This window comes from Novosphingobium sp. FKTRR1 (assembly GCF_020404405.1).
In the GTDB taxonomy this organism is placed as follows: domain Bacteria; phylum Pseudomonadota; class Alphaproteobacteria; order Sphingomonadales; family Sphingomonadaceae; genus Novosphingobium.
Genome location: NZ_JAIZDA010000005.1, coordinates 186298 through 203967 on the forward strand (window position 1 = coordinate 186298; position 17670 = coordinate 203967).

Annotated in this window: 18 protein-coding genes; 8 read left to right on the top strand and 10 right to left on the bottom strand. The window is 65.7% G+C overall.

Annotated elements, in window-relative coordinates; genetic code table 11:
- Positions 1-22: 22 nt before the first annotated feature.
- From LDN95_RS07730 to LDN95_RS07740, 3 genes are all read right to left on the bottom strand, one after another.
- Entirely contained in the window at positions 23-673 is a 651-nt protein-coding gene (locus LDN95_RS07730; RefSeq protein WP_226017077.1) for an XrtA/PEP-CTERM system exopolysaccharide export protein, read from the bottom strand.
- 191 nt (positions 674-864) lie between these two features.
- Entirely contained in the window at positions 865-2103 is a 1239-nt protein-coding gene (locus LDN95_RS07735; RefSeq protein WP_226017078.1) for a pyridoxal-dependent decarboxylase, exosortase A system-associated, read from the bottom strand.
- Complete coding sequence (locus tag LDN95_RS07740) at positions 2100-3641, bottom strand: acyl-CoA ligase (AMP-forming), exosortase A system-associated (RefSeq protein ID WP_226017079.1); 1542 nt, start codon at positions 3639-3641, stop codon at positions 2100-2102. Before LDN95_RS07740 ends, LDN95_RS07735 begins: the two co-directional genes overlap by 4 nt.
- A 47-nt stretch (positions 3642-3688) precedes the next feature.
- Here LDN95_RS07740 and LDN95_RS07745 point away from each other — a divergent pair, with 47 nt between their 5' ends.
- From LDN95_RS07745 to LDN95_RS07760, 4 genes are read left to right on the top strand one after another with little or no spacing between them, the layout of a single operon-like run.
- Positions 3689-4702, top strand: a complete 1014-nt coding sequence (locus LDN95_RS07745) for a GNAT family N-acetyltransferase (RefSeq protein ID WP_226017102.1) — start codon at positions 3689-3691, stop codon at positions 4700-4702.
- 12 nt (positions 4703-4714) lie between these two features.
- Complete coding sequence (locus LDN95_RS07750) at positions 4715-5008, top strand: acyl carrier protein (protein ID WP_226017080.1); 294 nt, start codon at positions 4715-4717, stop codon at positions 5006-5008.
- Entirely contained in the window at positions 5005-5679 is a 675-nt protein-coding gene (locus LDN95_RS07755; RefSeq protein WP_226017081.1) for a hypothetical protein, read from the top strand. The genes LDN95_RS07750 and LDN95_RS07755 overlap by 4 nt, the downstream gene beginning before the upstream one ends.
- The gene (locus tag LDN95_RS07760) at positions 5676-6470 is read left to right on the top strand and encodes a hydrolase 1, exosortase A system-associated (RefSeq protein WP_226017082.1); all 795 of its coding nucleotides are present in this window, start codon (positions 5676-5678) and stop codon (positions 6468-6470) included. Before LDN95_RS07755 ends, LDN95_RS07760 begins: the two co-directional genes overlap by 4 nt.
- A gap of 27 nt (positions 6471-6497) precedes the next feature.
- Here the strand turns inward: LDN95_RS07760 and trxB are convergent, their stop codons facing one another.
- Positions 6498-7463, bottom strand: a complete 966-nt coding sequence (gene trxB, locus LDN95_RS07765) for a thioredoxin-disulfide reductase (protein WP_226017083.1) — start codon at positions 7461-7463, stop codon at positions 6498-6500.
- A gap of 161 nt (positions 7464-7624) precedes the next feature.
- Here trxB and LDN95_RS07770 point away from each other — a divergent pair, with 161 nt between their 5' ends.
- Positions 7625-8362 carry a hypothetical protein gene (locus LDN95_RS07770; protein ID WP_226017084.1) on the top strand — a complete coding sequence of 246 codons (738 nt, stop codon included), beginning with the start codon at positions 7625-7627 and terminating at the stop codon, positions 8360-8362.
- On the opposite strand, the gene LDN95_RS07775 is transcribed toward LDN95_RS07770, so the two are convergent.
- Both LDN95_RS07775 and LDN95_RS07780 read right to left on the bottom strand, forming a co-directional pair.
- Positions 8359-9132: a tyrosine-protein phosphatase gene (locus LDN95_RS07775; protein WP_226017085.1), complete on the bottom strand. Its 774-nt coding sequence runs from the start codon at positions 9130-9132 to the stop codon at positions 8359-8361. The two genes, LDN95_RS07770 and LDN95_RS07775, sit on opposite strands and share 4 nt — an antisense overlap.
- Before the next feature lie 84 nt (positions 9133-9216).
- The gene (locus tag LDN95_RS07780) at positions 9217-10413 is read right to left on the bottom strand and encodes a M20 family metallopeptidase (RefSeq protein ID WP_226017103.1); all 1197 of its coding nucleotides are present in this window, start codon (positions 10411-10413) and stop codon (positions 9217-9219) included.
- Between the two features lie 144 nt (positions 10414-10557).
- Between LDN95_RS07780 and LDN95_RS07785 the strand changes: the two genes are divergently transcribed.
- Both LDN95_RS07785 and LDN95_RS07790 read left to right on the top strand, forming a co-directional pair.
- Positions 10558-11805 carry an acetyl-CoA C-acetyltransferase gene (locus tag LDN95_RS07785; protein WP_226017086.1) on the top strand — a complete coding sequence of 416 codons (1248 nt, stop codon included), beginning with the start codon at positions 10558-10560 and terminating at the stop codon, positions 11803-11805.
- Positions 11806-11921: 116 nt separating this feature from the next.
- Positions 11922-12938, top strand: a complete 1017-nt coding sequence (locus tag LDN95_RS07790) for a sensor histidine kinase (protein WP_226017087.1) — start codon at positions 11922-11924, stop codon at positions 12936-12938.
- A gap of 4 nt (positions 12939-12942) precedes the next feature.
- On the opposite strand, the gene LDN95_RS07795 is transcribed toward LDN95_RS07790, so the two are convergent.
- Positions 12943-14319, bottom strand: a complete 1377-nt coding sequence (locus LDN95_RS07795) for a M20/M25/M40 family metallo-hydrolase (RefSeq protein ID WP_226017088.1) — start codon at positions 14317-14319, stop codon at positions 12943-12945.
- A 95-nt stretch (positions 14320-14414) separates the two neighbouring features.
- On the opposite strand from LDN95_RS07795, the gene LDN95_RS07800 reads away from it, so the two are divergent.
- A complete protein-coding gene (locus tag LDN95_RS07800) occupies positions 14415-15203 on the top strand; it encodes a dienelactone hydrolase family protein (protein ID WP_226017089.1) in 789 nt (262 codons plus the stop codon).
- A 24-nt stretch (positions 15204-15227) separates the two neighbouring features.
- Here LDN95_RS07800 and LDN95_RS07805 read toward each other — a convergent pair whose 3' ends face one another.
- The 3 genes from LDN95_RS07805 to LDN95_RS07815 form a co-directional block, all read right to left on the bottom strand.
- Entirely contained in the window at positions 15228-16523 is a 1296-nt protein-coding gene (locus tag LDN95_RS07805) for an O-acetylhomoserine aminocarboxypropyltransferase/cysteine synthase family protein (RefSeq protein ID WP_226017090.1), read from the bottom strand.
- A gap of 135 nt (positions 16524-16658) precedes the next feature.
- Complete coding sequence (locus LDN95_RS07810; RefSeq protein ID WP_226017091.1) at positions 16659-17066, bottom strand: BLUF domain-containing protein; 408 nt, start codon at positions 17064-17066, stop codon at positions 16659-16661.
- 127 nt (positions 17067-17193) lie between these two features.
- Positions 17194-17601, bottom strand: a complete 408-nt coding sequence (locus LDN95_RS07815) for a BLUF domain-containing protein (protein ID WP_226017092.1) — start codon at positions 17599-17601, stop codon at positions 17194-17196.
- Positions 17602-17670 lie beyond the last annotated feature (69 nt).

Genomic DNA, 17670 nt, shown 5'->3' on the forward strand with positions numbered 1-17670 from the left:
GCTATCCGACCCGACCGCCCGCTCAGAACGTGCTTTCCGGGATGATGATCACATCGCCCGGCATCAGCATCACGTTGGCGCGAGTATCACCCTTTCGCAGCAGATCGGCAATGCGCACGGCGTATTCCTTCTGCTTGCCGGTGGTCTTGTCGAAGCGGACCAGCCGCGCGCGGTTGCCCGCAGCATATTCGGACAGCCCGCCGACCGCGATCATCGCGTCAAGCAGCGTCATGTTGGCGCGATAGGGCAGCGAGGCGGGCTTTTCGGTCGCCCCGACGATCCGCACCTGCTGGCTGAAAGTACCGGCGAACTTGTTGACGATCACCGAAACGATCGGTTCCTGAATGTATTGCGACAGTTGCAGCTTGATATCTTCGGCCAGCATCGAGGGTGTCTTGCCCACGGCCGGCATGTCGGTGATCAGCGGGGTGGTGATGCGTCCGTCGGGTCGCACTTGGACCGATGCGCCCAGTTCCGGGTTGCGCCAGACGAAAATCGTCAACTCGTCGAGCGGGCCGATCACGTATTCCTCGCCCGGCCCTTCCTGCAATGCCACGAAGCTGGCGGCCGGCAATTGCGCGCCGCTACCCGCAGCGCCCGCGCACCCGGTCAACGTCAGGCTGGCGAGCGCCAACCCGAGCACCAGACGTGAGAAACGGCGGTTGTTCGGCATGAACCATCCTTTACGCGCAAGGCCGGAAGGCACGCTTGCTGTCCCGTTGCGGGACCATCGCGGGCTTCGGTCTTGCTATCGGCTATCGCCAAAAAGGGTGAAGATACCGTTAGCCTTGTTAGCAAGGACGGGCCCGGCGGCAAGCAGAACGGCAAGTTGGTGCCGTTCCGGGACATTGCTTGCGTGGCCCATCATCGTTCGGGTGCGATTAACAGTTCCTGTGCGGGGCCATGTCCCAGAAACGCCATCGGGCTGGCACTGGCGCCATAGGCTCCGGCGCAGAACACCGCCACCAGATCGCCCTCGTCGGCGCGCGGAAAGCCGCCGCGTTCGGCCAGGACGTCAAGCGGGGTGCACAGGCAGCCCACGATGCTGGCTTCTTCTGTCACCGGCCAGTCCATCCGTGTCGCAATCGCAACCGGATAGTTGCGGCGGATGACGGTGCCGAAATTGCCGCTAGCCGCCAGTTGGTGATGCAGCCCGCCATCGGTGATCAGGAAAACCGCGCCCCGGCTTTCCTTGCGCTCGATGATTCGGGTCAGATAGACTCCCGCCTCCCCAACCAGATAGCGCCCCAGTTCGATGCTGAAGGCGGTCTTGGCCAGTTCTGTCGGTCGCCGTTCCAGCGCCTCACCCAGTGCCGCGCCGACCGCGCCAAGATCGAGCGGGCGGTCGGCGGCAAAATAGGGAATGCCGAACCCGCCGCCCAGGTTGCACGCCGGGATCGGCACACCGGCCTGTTCGCCGATTCGTCCGGCAAGCGCGATCGTCGCCGCCTGCGCCGCGCCGATCGCTGCGGCGTCGAGCGACTGGCTGCCGGCATAGACGTGCAGTCCCCGCCAGTCGCAGCCCGCCGCCACCAGACGTCGCGCCAGTGCGGGAACCTCTTGCGCATCAAGGCCGAAGGGCTTGGCCCCGCCGCCCATCTTCATGCCCGATCCACCCAATGCGAAATCGGGGTTCACCCGGATCGCCAGACGCGGGGTCACGCCAAGCCGGTTCGCCACATGCAAGGCCCGCTCGGCCTCACGCACCGATTCAAGGTTGAGCGTTGCGCCTGCGGCAATGGCGCTTGCCAGTTCCGCATCGCGTTTGCCCGGCCCGGCAAAGCTGATGCGCGCCGCCGCCATGCCCGCCACCTGTGCCAGCGTCAGTTCACCAGCCGAAGCGATGTCGAAACCGTCGACCAGCGGCGCCATCATCGCCAGCAACGGCGCAAACGGATTTGCCTTGATCGCATAGTGCAAGCCCAGCCCCGGCGGCATGGCCGTGCGCACTTGCGCGATGCGCTGCGCCACCAGCGCTCCGTCATAGACAAACTGCGGCGTCTGTCCGGCCTGCGCGACGAGCGCACTGGCCTTGCACCCGGCGATCACCAGTTCGCCATCGCTCACCGCGAATCCTGCAGGAATGGGGCCCAGCGGCTTCATCGTGGCGGTTCTGCCCCGGGTTGTGTCAATTCGCGGTAAAGCGCGGCGCGATCGAGCTTGCCATTGGGACCGATCGGCAAGGCTTCGCGCCAATGGATCGCGCGCGGCACCATGTGGCCGGGCAAATCCTGCATCAGCGCATGACGCAGCGCTGCGGCCTCGTTTCCACCGTTGTCCGGCCCGCGTGCGAACAAGTGAATCACCTGCCCTGCCACCGGGTCAGCAACGCCGAGCGCGACCGCTTCGCTGGCCAGCCCGGTGGCCAGCGCTGCATCTTCAACCTCCTGCGGGCTGACGCGATGGCCCATCGTCTTGATCATGGCGTCGCGCCGTCCGACAAAGTGCAGCAACCCCGCCGCATCGCGCCGCACCCGGTCGCCCGACCACACCGCGATGCCCGTTTGCGCGGCGAACGCTGGCGCCGGACGGAACCGTTCGGCCGTGCGCGCGGCGTCCTGCCAGTATCCTTGCGCCACCAGCGGGCCGCAATGGACCAGTTCGCCCTCCTCGTCGGGCGCGGCGATCTCTCCCGCATCGTTCACCACCAGCACTTCGGCAAACGGGATCGCCCGTCCGATCGCGGTGGGATGAGCATCGACAAGCGCGGGATCGAGGAAGGTGGAGCGGAACGCCTCGGTCAGCCCGTACATCGGGTAAAGCTCGGCTTGCGCAAAGGTGCTGCGCAGCGCCCGCACCAGCGTCTCGGTCAGCGCGCCGCCGCTGTTGGTCAAGCGCCGCAGCGCGCCGGCGGCGGCATCGGTCCACGGCACGTCGAGCAGTTGCCGCCACAGCGGAGGCACCGCCGCCAGCGTCGTCACGCCATGCCGTTCGACCAGCCGCACCACATCGCGCGCGAGCAGGAAGTCGGCGGGCACCACGCGGGCCCCGGCGTACCAGGCGCTCAACAACTGGTTCTGGCCATAATCGAACGCCAGCGGCAACAGTGCCAGCACACGGTCATCCGCCGCCAGCCGCAAGTAATGCGCCACGCTGACCGCACCCAGCCACAAGTTGGTCTGGCTGAGCATCACGCCCTTGGGCGCACCGGTCGATCCGCTGGTGTAAAGGATCGCGGCAAGGCTGTCGGGCGCCGCCCGCGAAGGCGGCAGCGGCTCAAGCAACGCGACGTCTATCCAGACCGCAGCCTCGTCGACAAGGCGCGCCGCCGCCGCATCGCCCGGTAGCAGGCTGGCAAGTCGTGCGGGCGCCGAAACCAGCAAGCTGGCGCCGCTGTCGGTCAGGATGTGCGCCACTTGCGCGCGCTTGAGCAAGGGGTTAACCGGCACATGCACCAGCCCGGCGCGCACAGCTGCCAATGGCATCAGACAGGCCAGTTCGGTCTTGGGCAACCAGGTCGCCACCCGCGCGCCTGGCGCAAGCGACATACCCTGCAACCACGCTGCCAGTTGCCCTACACGCCGATTTAACGCCTCATAGCTAAGCGTGTGGTCGCGCAGCACCAGTGCCGGAGCCTCGGCCTCGCCCTGCAGGGCCAGGTGGTCTAGTGGACGGACAACAGGATCGGGCTCGGACAGCAAACGGGGCTCGCACGGGATAAGCGGAGGAATTTCAGGCGTTGGTTGCAGTGTATCACAGCACGATTGCCGAAGCGTTAGCCGATCCGCGTCTGTCAGCGCTGAGCGCGCGCGGTGCCGCCAGCACGCCGTTCTCCCGGCTGGACTGGCTGGCTCTGCTGGCAGCAGAATGCCTTCCCGGTCAGCATTGCAGCGTCGCCGTGGCGCATGAAGCGGACGGCGCGCTGGCCGCGCTGCCCTATCGCGTCGAAAAGGGCGCAGTCCATGGACTGGCGAACTGGTACAGCTTCACCGCTGGGCCGCTCTTCCATGGCGCTACCCCAGCCCAAGCCGCAGCGCTTCTGGCGGCCATCGCCCGCAGCCTTGTCCAGTTCGGCGCCGTATCCTTTGCGCCGCTGGGCGAGCCGGAGGCTGCGCTGCTCTCAACAGCATTCCGCCGGTCGGGCTGGATCGGCGCGAGCCGCCGCAGCGACACCAACCACGTGTTGCCGGTCAACGGCCGCACCTTTGCCGAATACTGGGCCGCCCGCCCCGGAGCCTTGCGCGAAACGGTGCGGCGTAAGCGGGCAAAGGGCCGCGTGGAATTGCGCATCGCCACCGCCTTCGATCCGGCTGACTGGGCAGCCTATGAAGCCGTCTATGCGCGCAGTTGGAAGCCCAGCGAAGGCAGCCCCGCTTTCCTGCGCCGTTTTGCGCAGATGGAGGGTGCAGCGGGCGCGTTGCGGTTGGGACTGGCCCTGATCGACGGCCAGCCGGTGGCTGCGCAATTCTGGACCGTCGAGGGCGGCACCGCCTTCATCCACAAACTGGCGCACGACGATGCGGCGACGAGCCACTCCCCCGGAACCCTGCTGACCGCCGCGCTATTCGAGCACGTGATCGACCGCGACAAAGTGGCGCTGGTCGATTTCGGCACCGGAGATGATCCCTACAAGCGCGACTGGATGGACACGACGCGCCCGCGCTGGCGGGTGGAAGCCTTTCGTCCCGGCGCGGTCCGCCATTGGCCGGGGTTGCTACGCATGGCTGCACGCCGACTTGTTCATGGCCCTGCTAGTGACTAGATCGCTGCTCGAATGGAGTTGTCCAGTTTGTCCGGTCGTCCTGATCCTGATGATGCCACTGACGCGACCTTGCGCGCGATCCTTGTCGATGTGACCGGCCTTTCGTCCGTTCGCGCGGCTGCCCTTGGCCCGGACAGCGGACTGTTCGGCGCGCTGCCCGAGCTTGATTCGATGGCAGTGGCGACGCTGCTGGGCGAGATCGAGGAGCGCTTCGATCTGACCATTGCCGATGACGAGATCGACGGCAGCCTGCTCGAAACCTTCGGCGCATTGCTGGCCTTTGTCGACGCGAAGCGCGCCGCTTGATCGCACGCTGGCCTTGTTCTGGCGCGGGCGGCCCGGTCGATGAACTGGCCGTTGCGTTCGACCGCAAGCGCCGCTTTCGGCTGCTGGTGGTGCCGCCGTTGTTCGAGGAGATGAACCGCACCCGGCGCTTGCTGGTCGAGACCTTGCGGCGGCTTGACGCTGGCGGGATCGATGGCTTCCTGCCCGACTTGCCCGGCTGCAACGAAAGCCCGCAACGGTTCGAGGACCAGAGCCTTTACGCATGGCGCGCCGCGATGGCGCAGGCCGCGCGCCACTTTGCCGCAACGCACGTGCTGGCGGTGCGCGGCGGAGCGCTGGTGTTCCCGGTGATCCTGCCCGGCTGGGTGCTCGAACCGGTCAAGGGCGCCACGATCCTGCGCCAGTTGCTGCGCGCCCGCATGCTCGCCGCGCGCGAAGCCGGTGTGGACGAGGACATGGCCACGTTGCTCGAGGTCGGGCGGACCGAGGGACTCGATCTGGCCGGCTACCGGTGCGGTCCGGCGCTGATCGCCGGGCTTGAGAGTGCGCGCGCCGAGGATGAAGGACAGATCGAGATCCGTCAGTCGGATCTGGGTGGCGGTGGCGCATTGTGGCTGCGCGCTGAACCCGGCGAGGATGCCGCGCAAGCCGATGCGCTCGCCCGGCGGATCATCGAAAGCATCGCCGCGTGAACCGGCGTCACCTGACTTTTGCGTGCGAAGGCGCCCAACTCGCTGCCACGCTCGATAGCGAGGCGGCGACCGGCATGACCGGTTTGCTGATCGTTTCGGGCGGCAACGAAGTACGCGCTGGAAGCTGGGGCGGTCAGGCGCAACTCGCAGCGCGGCTTGCCGCAAACGGTGTGCCGGTGTTTCGATTCGATCGGCGCGGCATCGGGCAAAGCGAAGGCGCCAACCGCGGCTTTCGCGCCAGCAAGCCAGATATCGCCGCCGCCATCGCTGCCTTCCGCGCCGCGACGCCGCAAGTGCGCCGACTGGTGGCGTTCGGCAACTGCGACGCAGCCAGCGCGCTCATGCTGTTCGGCGCAGACCTTGGCATCGACGCGCTGGTGCTCGCCAACCCGTGGACGTTCGATGCCGATACCGCGCCAAGCCATTCCGCTGCCGATCTGCGCAGCCGGTATCTGGCCCGGCTGGCAAACCCGCGCGCGCTGTGGCGCCTGATCAGCGGCGAAGTGGACTTGCGCCGTCTGGCAGGCGGGTTGAAGCAGGCAATCGGCACCGTGCATCCGAACGGCTCGGCGCTGGCGGCCGACATTGCCGCAGGACTTGCCAGGTACGACGGCCCGGCGACGATCCTGCTGGCGGACGAGGACCGGACCGCGCGCGCCTTTTTCCAGACGTGGCCAGCCGGTGATCCAAGAGTGATCACCTATCCCACCGCATCGCACAGTTTTGCCGACCGCCCGGCGTTCGAATGGCTGGTCGAGCGGCTGGTCGAGGCGACCGCCGCCCGGCACTGAACCGGGCGGAGCGGATTTATCGGGTGATTATTGCGCGGCGTGCGCGTGCTTGGCCGCGAAGTCGTGCTCGGCAAGGAAGCGTTCGGCGTCAAGCGCGGCCATGCAGCCCGTACCCGCAGCCGTCACCGCCTGCCGATAGGTGTGATCCATTACGTCACCGCAGGCGAACACGCCGGGAATCGCGGTCTTGGGGGTGCCGGGCTCAACAACGATGTAGCCGTTCTCGTCGAGTTCCAGCTTGCCCTTGAACAGTTCGGTCGCGGGCGCATGGCCGATGGCCACGAACGCGCCGTCAGTCGGTTCCTCCACGCGCTCGCCGGTGACGGTGTCGACCAGTTCGATCCGCTGCAACACGCCTTCACCCGCAAAGCGTTCGACCGCCTTGTTCCACAGCAAGGTGATGTTGGGGTGCGCCAGCAGCCGTTCCTGCAGGATGCGTTCGGCGCGCAACGAATCGCGGCGGTGGATCAGCGTCACGTCGGTGGAATGGTTGGTCAGGTACAACGCTTCTTCGACAGCGGTGTTGCCGCCGCCGATGACCACAACCTTCTTGCCGCGAAAGAAGAAGCCGTCGCACGTGGCGCAGGCCGACACGCCCTTGCCCGACAGTTCCTGCTCGCCTTCGACGCCCAGCCACTTGGCCTGCGCCCCGGTCGAGATGATCAGCACGTCCGCTTCGTAGACGTCCCCGCTGTCGCCCGTTGCCCGGAACGGTGGGCCTGACAAATCGACCTCGGTGATCGTGTCCCAGATCATGCGGGTGCCGACATGCTCGGCCTGCGCCTGCATTTCCTGCACCAGCCACGGCCCCTGAATCGCGTCGCGAAAGCCGGGGTAGTTCTCGACATCGGTGGTGATGGTCAACTGGCCGCCCGGTTGCAGGCCCTGCACGACGATGGGTTGCAGCCCTGCACGCGCGCCATAGATCGCGGCGGTCAACCCCGCCGGGCCAGAGCCGATAATGAGCATGCGCGTCTTGTGGGTGGTAGCCATGGTGTCCTCCGCTGGACCGGCGAAATAGAGCGCGCGGCGCGGTTTTGCGAGTCCACCCGCGTCGGTTTTGCCACGAAATCGGCTTGAGGTCTGAAAAGACAAGATTGTTAGCACTTGCTCTTGCGACTTGATCTCATTAGCAGCCCCTCCAAGGGGGATTTATGTCAAAGCGTTTCCAGATTGCTGCATTTTGCTGCCTTACCGCGCTGGCGTGGGCGCCACAAACGGCCTGCGCCGCGCCGGGGATGGGCGACGAAGTCTATGGCGCCACGGTCGAAAAGGGCGAAGTCGAACTGGAAACGACGTATGGCCGTCTGGCTGGCGGCCCCGACCATGCCGAGGACGGCACCAAGATCGAACTCGCCTACAGCCCGACTGCGCGGCTGCGGATTGCGGCGCTGACCGAGCTGGAGCGCGAAGCGGGTGGCCGCCGCAAGGCCGAGGAAGCAGGCGTCGAGGCGATCTATGCGCTTGGCCGTCTGGGCGGCATCGACGTGGCGATCTATGGTGAGTACTCGTTCGGCCTGAATGGCCATGCCGATGCCCTTGAAGGCAAGCTGCTGCTCGAACGCCGCGCAGGCAAGTTCGACGCGCGGCTCAACCTCATCGCCGAAAAGCCGCTCGCCCATGGCGAAAAGCTGGCATTCGACTACGCCGCTTCGGTCGATTACGCGATTGCAGGCGATGAACTGCGCGCGGGGATCATGGCCTTTGGCGAATTGGGCACGACCGACCACTTCATGCCGCGCGCCGAACACTTCGTCGGCCCGGTCTTGCAAACCGAGATCGAAGGACTCGGCCCCGAACTGAAGATCCAGGCTGGTTACCTGTTCGCGCTGGGCAAGGCGCGCGACGACACCAAGGGCCAGTTCCGCCTGTCGCTGGAGCTGGAACTCTAGGCCACCAATTGCTGTTCCAGCGCGGCAACGACATCGGGGCCCGCGCCCAGCACGTCGGCGGCATAGGCTTCGACCGTGCCGTGGCTATCGCGCAGTGCGGCAAACGCAGCGTCGAGATACTCGGCTTCGACCCCGGTAAGCACGCGCATTGCCCCATCGCTCAGCCCGACACCGGTCATCCCCGCGCGCAAGGCGGCGATGCGCGCTTCGGCATTGCCGGCGGTGTTGGTCAGCAAATAGTCCTCCATGATGTCGTCATGGTGGACGCCCAGCAGGCTGTGGACGAGCGCTGCACCCACCCCGGTGCGGTCCTTGCCTGCCAGACAGTGCAGCAGCGATGGCTGGTCGCGCTCGGCCAGAGCTTTGAGATAAAGCCGATAAGTGCCCGCAAGGACCGGGCGATAGGCCATGCCCTGATACAGCCGCACCATGATCGCGCGCGCGTCATCGACGCTGGAAATGCGCTCGGCCGCCTCTTCGTGGAAGGCGCGGCCGCCGCTGCTGGCAGTTTCGCCGGGGTGGAACAGCACTTCCCCCTCGAAAGCGCCATGGCGCTGGCAGGGGTGCGCGGCGCGCTCGCTGTCGCCGCGCAAGTCGATCACCGTCCCGATACCGAGTTCATGCACCGCATCAAGGTCTTGTGCCGTCGCCTCGGCGTGATGGCCCGAACGCCACAACTTGCCGGTCCGCAACGCGCCGGAACGCGCGCGATAGCCGCCGTAATCGCGAAAGTTGTGAATGCCGCTGAACGACAAGACCCGATCAATCATCATATTCCCCGATTGCAAATAGGTACGGCCTGACCCGCCTTGACCTGCCCACGTGTCAGCAGCGTTGCAGCAGCACAAAACCGCTCATGCGAAACCCTGCGCCAGAAATCGTGTCGCAAAACCGGCCAGCAAGGCGGCGCCGAACGGCAGGACCGCCTCGTCCACGGTCATCCGCGCCGAATGGATACCGCAGCACGCGCGCCAGTCGGCACCGTCGGCCGCAACGCCCAGAAACACCATTGCACCGGGCACTTTTTCAAGGACATAAGAGAAATCCTCTGCCCCCATGATCGGATGGGTCAGGCGGTGGAACCGCCCCTCACCGCCCAGATCGACGGCCACGCGTTCGGCCAGATCGACCGCGCGCGGATCGCACACGGTCACCGGAAATCCCTCGACGATGGTCACGCTGGCCTGCATGTCGTGTGCTGCCGCGATACCGGTCGCGAGCTTTTCCAGCGCGGCGCGCAAGGCCGTGCGATTGCCCGGCGAAAGCGTGCGCAAGGTGCCGCGCAAGCTGGCCCGGTCGGGTATCACGTTGTGCGCGGTGCCAGCGTCGATCCGCGCAACCGTGGCGACCACTGGATCGGCCACCGGAAAGCGGCGCGTCACCATGGCCTGCAACGCCGTGACGATCTCGCAGGCCACCGGCACCGGATCGAGCGTCTGGTGCGGCATCGAGGCATGACCGCCGCGCCCGGTGATGACGATCTCGAACTGGTCGGCTGAGGCCATCAGAGCCCCCGCCTTGCCCGCCACAATGCCGTGCGGACTGTCGGGCATGATGTGCAGCGCGAAGGCCGCGTGTGGCAATGGGACGATCAACCCGTCGTCGAGCATGAACCGGGCCCCGTGGTATCCTTCCTCGCCCGGCTGGAACATCACCAGCACTTCGCCATCAAGCCGGTCAGCCTGCGCTGCCAACAGTTCGGCCGCGCCTGCCAGCATCGCAGTGTGGGTATCGTGGCCACAGGCGTGCATCCGCCCGGCGATCGTCGATGCGAACGGCAAGCCGGTTTCCTCGGTCATCGGCAGCGCGTCGGTATCGCCGCGCAGCAGCACGCGCCGCCCGGCCTTGCCCGCGTTCAGCACCGCCACCAGCCCGGTGGTCGACGGCCCCTCGCGCCATTCGAGCGGCAGGTGCGCCAGCGCTGCGCGGACTTTGTCGCGGGTCAGCGGGTTATGCAGGCCCAGTTCGGGCTCGGCATGGATGGCCCGGCGCAGCGCCACGATCGAATCGGCCAGTCCGTGGGCCCGGTCGAGCAGGTCAGCCTCAGACATCATGGCAGCGCTCCTTTGCAGCAGCGGGGTCGGTCACCGCATCATCTCACTATGGTCGAAGCTACCCGCCTGTCGAGGTTCGTGCTTGCACTTTGTCCGCGCAAGACTTAATCGTTCGGTTAAACAGTCTCGAGAGGAAGCGCAATGACCGAAGCTTACATCATCGACGCAGTCCGCACTCCGCGCGGCGTGGGCAAGCCGGGCAAGGGCGCGCTGTCGCACCTGCACCCCCAGCAGCTTGCCGCCACCGTGCTCAAGGCGCTGAAGGATCGCAACAACCTCGACACCGCCACCGTCGATGACGTGATCTGGTCTACCTCGTCGCAAGTCGGCAAGCAGGGCGGCGACCTTGGCCGGATGGCCGCACTGGCTGCAGGCTATGACATCAGCGCCAGCGGCACCACGCTCGATCGCTTCTGCGGCGGCGGCATCACCTCCGTAAACCTTGCCACCGCATCGGTTATGTCGGGCATGGAAGACTGCGTCATCGCTGGCGGAACCGAAATGATGAGCTTCACCGCCGCCAACGGCGCCGAACAGGCCAACGCCGGAATCAAGCCGCTGGGCATGGGTTCGGGCAACGCCGCGCTCGATGCCATCCACCCGCAATCGCATCAGGGTGTATGCGGCGATGCCATCGCCGCCAAGGAAGGCATCACGCGCGAAGACCTCGACAAGCTCGCCTATGTCAGCCAGCAGCGCGCCGACGTGGCGATCAAGGAAGGCCGTTTCGCCAAGTCGGTGGTGCCGGTCTACAACGAGGACGGCAGCATCGCGCTCGATCGCGAGGAATTCCCCCGCCCCGAAACCACGCTCGAAGGCCTCGCCTCGCTCAAGGCCAGCTTCGATGGCATCGCCGACTTCGACCTTGGCGGAACGACCTTCCGCAAGCAGATCACGCGCCGTTATCCCGACCTTGAATGGAAGGGCGTGCACCATGCCGGCAACTCGTCGGGCGTGGTCGACGGCGCGGCGGCGCTGCTGATCACCTCGCCAGCCTATGCCGAAAAGCACGGGTTGAAGCCGCGCGCGCGCGTGGTCGCCTACGCCAACCAGGGCGATGACCCGACCCTGATGCTCAACGCTCCGGTTCCGGCTGCCAAGAAGGTGCTCGCCAAGGCTGGCCTGACGGTCGAGGACATCGACCTGTGGGAGATCAACGAGGCATTCGCCGTGGTTGCCGAAAAGTTCATTCGCGATCTCAATCTCGATCGCGACAAGGTGAACGTGAACGGTGGCGCCATGGCGCTGGGTCACCCGATCGGCGCCACCGGCTCGATCCTGATCGGCACCGTGCTCGACGAACTGGAGCGGACTGGCGGCCGTTATGGTCTGGTCACGATGTGCGCGGCGGGCGGCATGGCCCCGGCGATCATCATCGAACGCATCTGATCGTCGGCTGATCGGCCGCAAACGCAAATAACGGATGGTCGGCCATAGCACACGCTATGGCCGACCTTTTGCCGTATGCGGTTGCGCATTCGCAACCGGTGCCACACAAGCGGGGCATGCTTGAACTGCCGCGCCAGATGCTGCTGCCAGTGCGCGGCTGGCTTGCACGCTATGCCACAGGCATCGGCCTGTTCCTTGTGGGCTTCTTTGTCCGCTATTTCTCCGACCACGTATTTCCACCCGGGTTCCCGTTCCTGACGTTCTTCCCGGCGGTGATCGTGGCCACGCTGCTGGCCGGGCGCGGACCGGGCATCGTGTGCGCGATCCTGAGCGGGCTTGCCGCCTGGTACTGGTTCATGGCGCCGCTGCACACGTTCACCCTTGATGCCCAGACGGCGACCGCGCTGGGTTTCTTCGCCGTTGTGACCGCATTCGACATCTACCTGATCGACGCACTGGTCAGCCGCCAGCGACAACTTGAAGAAAACGAGCAGCGCATGACCCGGATGGCGGAAACCCAGCGGCTGTTGTTCATGGAATTGCAGCACCGCGTTGCCAACAACCTCGCCTCGATCGCGGCGATGCTGCGGCTCAAGCGGCGCCAGATCCTTGCCTCGCCCGAATCCGCGCCGGACTTGCTTGACCGGGCCGAAGCGCGGATCGAGATGATGGGCCGGGTCCATCGCCAGCTCTATGCCCCCAGCGCGCAGGAAATCCCGGTTGCTGACCACATCCGCAAGGCGGTGGAGCAAACCCGTGATCTGGCCGCCGCACGGCAAGTGCGCGTGAACCTGCACATCGCCCCGGCCCGGCTTGAAACCAACCGCCTGCTGACGCTTATCCTGCTGATCAGCGAACTGCTGACCAACAGCTTCAAGCATGCCTTCGCCGACCAGTCCGATCCGGTGGTAACCCTGACACTCGAACACATCGATCCGCTGCGGTTGCGGCTTACCGTTGCCGACAACGGATGTGGTCTGCCCGATGAAACCAAGCCCAGTCCCAAGGACGGCCTGGGACAGATGATCATTCGCGGTTTTGTCGCACAACTGGGCGGCACGATGACCAGTCAGTCCTTGCCCGCCAGCGATGCCGGGGGCTTGAGCACCGTGATCGAATTCGCCGAAAGCTGACGTCTCAGGGAACCGGCGAGATCGGACCTGCCTCGTTGGCCACCACCTTCAGCGTCGCCGTCCACGCCGTCACGTTCTGTGCCAGCAATTCAGGATCGATCTTGTCGAGGGTATCGTCGGGCGTGTGGTGCAGGTCGAAATAGCGGGTGCCATCCTGCCCCAGAGAGATCACCGCCAGCTTCTGCTTCATGATCGTGAACACGACATCGGTTCCGCCTTCGGGCTCACCCGGCTGCGCCACGATGCCCAACGGATCGAGCGCGGCGACCACTTTGTCGGCCAGAGCCTTGTCAGCCGGAGCGAACCGGGTTTCCACGCGCCACACGCGGTCGGCACCGAAGTCGCTTTCCATAGCCAGCGCGTGCGGTTCGGCGTGCTTTGCGGCATAAGCCTGCCCGCCAAAGCCGCCGAGCTCCTCTGATCCTGCCCACAACACGCGGATCGTGCGCAAGGGCACGCCGCCTTCTTGCGCGCGCAACGCGGCGGCGGTCACGATCGCGCAGCCCGCGCCATCATCGATCGCGCCGGTGCCAAGATCCCAGCTATCGAGGTGGCAGGCGACAAGGATCGGCGGCAGAGACGGATCGCGCCCCGGCAGATCGCCGATGACATTGCCCGAAGGCAATCCATCGACGGTCTTTCCGGTCAGCGAGAGCGTGAGGCGCAGCGGCTTGCCTCCCCGCGCCAGCCGCGCCACCAGATCGGCGTCGGGGTTGGACACGGCGCCTGCGGGGATGGGCTTGGTGCCGGCATCCCAGTCGGTCGCCCCGGTGTGCGGATTGCGGTGCCAGTCTGTCCCGGCCGAGCGGATCACCACGCCGATCGCGCCACGCTGTGCCGCCAGCGTCGGACCATGCCGCCGTACGTCGCCATAAGGGCCATAGCCCGAGCCATCCTGATTGGCGCGCATGGCGTGATCGACGAACGCGATCTTGCCCGCCAGCGACTCCAGCGGCGCCGCCTTCAGGGCATCGAGCGTGGGGAAATAAACGACATCGCCCTCGATCCCGGCGTCAGGCGTGGTGCCGCTGTAGCCCAGCGCGGTGATTGCCAACGCTTGCGGAACCGGCGCGGTCAATCGCGCGCGATCGGTGCCGCGTACATAGCCGCGGATAGTGAACGGCTCGACCGCGACATTGCGAAAACCCAGCGTCTTGAGCCGCTCGACCGCGAAGGCGCGCGCCCTTGCTTCGGCTTCGCTGCCTGCCAGCCGTTGCCCGACTTGCGTCGTCAGATCACTTACGATGTCCCACGCCACACTGCCCACCGGCGGCGGTGCGGGCGCGCGATCTGCCAGCGCGGGCGAGGCGACAGCAAGCATGGGAAGGATAAGCGAGGCGCCAAGCGGCGCGCGACGAAAAGGGGTGCGGGTGCGGTTCATGCGTCACGGTAGCCCGATGCACCGCGCCTGCCAATCGCCTCTTGCCCGGAACGGCAAGCTGATGTCTCCTGCCGAAGGGACAGGGAGATGACACGATGCGCAATGCCGAAGCATTCGAAGGGTTCACCGCGTTCGATTTTACCGACGGGCCGTGGACCCGCAAAGTATGGCGCAAGGGTAGCGGCCCGGCCGTGATCGTGATGCACGAGATTCCCAACCTTCACCCCATGGTGCTGCGCTTTGCCAACCGCGTGGCCGATGCCGGGATGACCGTGTTCTGCCCCAGCCTGTTCGGCGAGGACGGGCGCAACCCGAGCCCTGGCTATGCCGCCTCGCAAATCTTCTGGACCATCTGCATCCGCCGCGAATTCAACGTCTGGGCCAATGGCAAGTCCAGCCCGATCGTCGACTGGCTGCGGGCGCTGGCGCGCAGCGCGCATGCCGAATGCGGCGGCAAGGGCGTCGGCGCGCTCGGCATGTGCCTGACCGGCGGGTTCGCGCTGGCGATGATGACCGAGCCTTCGGTGGTCGCGCCGGTGCTGTCGCAACCCTCGCTTCCGTTCGGCCCCGGCAGCGCCGGCACCATCGATGCCAGCAAGGCCGAGATCGCCTGCGCCCGCCAGCGGTTGCAGGACGAGGATCTGTCGCTGATGGGCCTGCGCTTCAAGAGCGACAAGCTGGTCCCCGATGCCCGCTTTGCCTTCCTGAAAGAGACTTTCGGCGACCGCTTCAAGGCCATCGAGCTTGAGGACAGGGATGCCGCTCCTGCCCCGATCGCACCGCATTCGGTGCTGACCATCCACCTTGTCGACCAGCCACACAGCCGCACGCGTGAGGTGGAGGCCGACGTCATCGCATTTCTGGGCAACGCGACCGGCGCCTGAAAACACCGGCCGCGTTGCGCAAGATCACGCCGCGTCGAGCGCCTGAGCCAGATCGGCGATGATGTCGTCGATGTGCTCGATGCCGATAGACAGGCGCACATAGCCCGGCGTCACGCCGGTAGCCGCCTGCTCCTCGGCCGAAAGCTGCGAATGGGTGGTCGAGGCCGGGTGGATCGCCAGACTGCGCGCGTCGCCGATATTGGCAACGTGATAGAAAAGACCCAGCGCATCGATGAAGCGCTTGCCCGCCTCGGCACCGCCCGCCAGTTCGAAGCCGACCAGCCCGCCGGTGCCGCGCGTCAGGTACTTGTCCGCCAGCACCTTGGCCGGACCCACTGCCAGCGAGGGATGGATGGTCTTGGTCACCTTGGCATGAGTGCTGAGGTAGGCCGCGACCTTCACCGCGTTGGCGACATGGCGTTCCAGCCGCAGCGGCAGCGTCTCGATCCCCTGGATCAGCTGGAACGCGTTGAACGGCGACAGCGCCGCGCCGATATCGCGCAACAAGATCACGCGGGCGCGGATGATGTAGGCGATCGGCCCCAGCGGCTTGATATCGCGCGCCCAGACCGCGCCGTGATAGCTGGCATCGGGGGTGTTGAGCAGCGGCTGGCGTTCAGGGAACTGTTCCCAGTCGAAGTTGCCGCCATCAACGATCAGCCCGCCGATCGAGGTGCCGTGCCCGCCGATGTACTTGGTGCCCGAATAGACCACGATGGCCGCGCCATGCTCGAACGGCTTGATCAGGAGCGGCGCGGCGGTGTTGTCGACAATCAGCGGGATGCCGTATTCGCGGCCGATGGCGGCCACTTCGGCAATCGGGAATGCTACCAATTTGGGATTGGGCAGCGATTCGGCGTAATAGGCGCGGGTGCGATCATCGGTTGCGCGGCGAAAGGCTTCGGGATCGGCCGGATCGACAAAGCGCACCTCGATGCCCAGATCTTTCAGCGTATTGGCAAACAGGTTCCAGGTGCCGCCGTAGAGGTCGGTGGAACTGACAATGTTGTCACCCGCGCGCGCCAGATTGAGCACGGCATACGTCGATGCCGCCTGCCCCGAGGCGACCGCCAGCGCCGCCACACCACCTTCGAGCGCGGCAATGCGCTGTTCCAGCACGTCGGTCGTCGGATTGCCGATGCGGGTATAGATCGGCCCGAGTTCCTTCAGCCCAAAGCGATTGGCCGCCTGTTCGGTGCTGTCGAACTGGTACGACGTGGTCTGATGGATCGGCACGGCGACCGAACCCGTGGTCGGGTCGGCGCGCCATCCGGCATGCAGCGCAAGAGTTTCAGGCCGGGCATTGGCAAGGTCGGTCATACACACATCCTGCTGGGGCGCGGCCACTGGCGCGCGCCGGACTCGAGGGGATCGACTAAAACTCTACTTATTGAATTGAGAATTTCAAGGTTCGACGCCGGACGCTCTCCCGCATCAAGCTATCTGGCCGGCTCATCACACATGATGCGCGTGCTGCAAGGCCACGAAACCGGCGAACATCTGGCGCGTGGCCAATGCCATGGTCATCGGCAATTCCCGCACGAACCGATCCATGCTGCCGGTTCGTGCCAGCGGCGTTACCAGCAGACGCATGGCCCAGCCCGGACACTCGGCCGCGGCGCAAGGTTCGTTGCGCAAAATGGTGATCGCGCGGTGGCGGGAATCGCGCGCGATGCTCGCCATGACCGTCTGCAACGGGTCTGCATCGCCTTCCAGCAGTTGCAGGAAGCCATGCCCATTATAGAGCAGCAGCCCGGTCAACCCGAGCATGGCGTTGCGCCCTTCCGACTGCGCCTCGAGCGCCATTTGCTCGGTCGGGTCCAACAGCCGCGTGGCCGTGCTGGCATAGATGACTGAACGCATGGCCTCCCCCTCGTCGATCATCATTGGAAAACCACAAGGCTACAAGAATTAAACAAGAACTACAGAGAGTTAAATTTGAATGCCGCGCTTTCCGTCGCAGTGCAGTCGCTTCGGCGCGAAACCATTGTCAGGCCATCGCGGGCCAATGCAGTGCAGCGGCAAAGCTGGTGAACATGATCCGCGTTTCCATCGCCATGCTCGAAGGAAGGGTGGCGGCAAAGCGGCTGGCGCTGCCCTCGACCCGCAGCGGGGCGGAGACCGCGCGCATGCCCCAGCCTGGGCATTCGGCTTTGTGGCGGTTGACAACGATCCGGTTCACCTTGCGCACGACGGTGATGTCACGGTGGCGCGGATCGCGCCCGATACTTGTCATGAGTTGTTCGACCGAGCGGACCGGCCCTTCAAGCAGTTGCAGGAAGCCGCTGCCATTCCACACGAGCAGACCGGTCACGCCAAGCGATGCATTGCGCGCCGAAGGTAACTGCTCAGGAGGTTGGCAGAAAATGGTTGCGCGGTGACTCGGAGTTTGATTCACCCTGCTGATGGCCCCACCCCCGCTTCATGTGCTGAGCGAAGCTGAGAAGAACGAGCTTCTTCTGGCCCA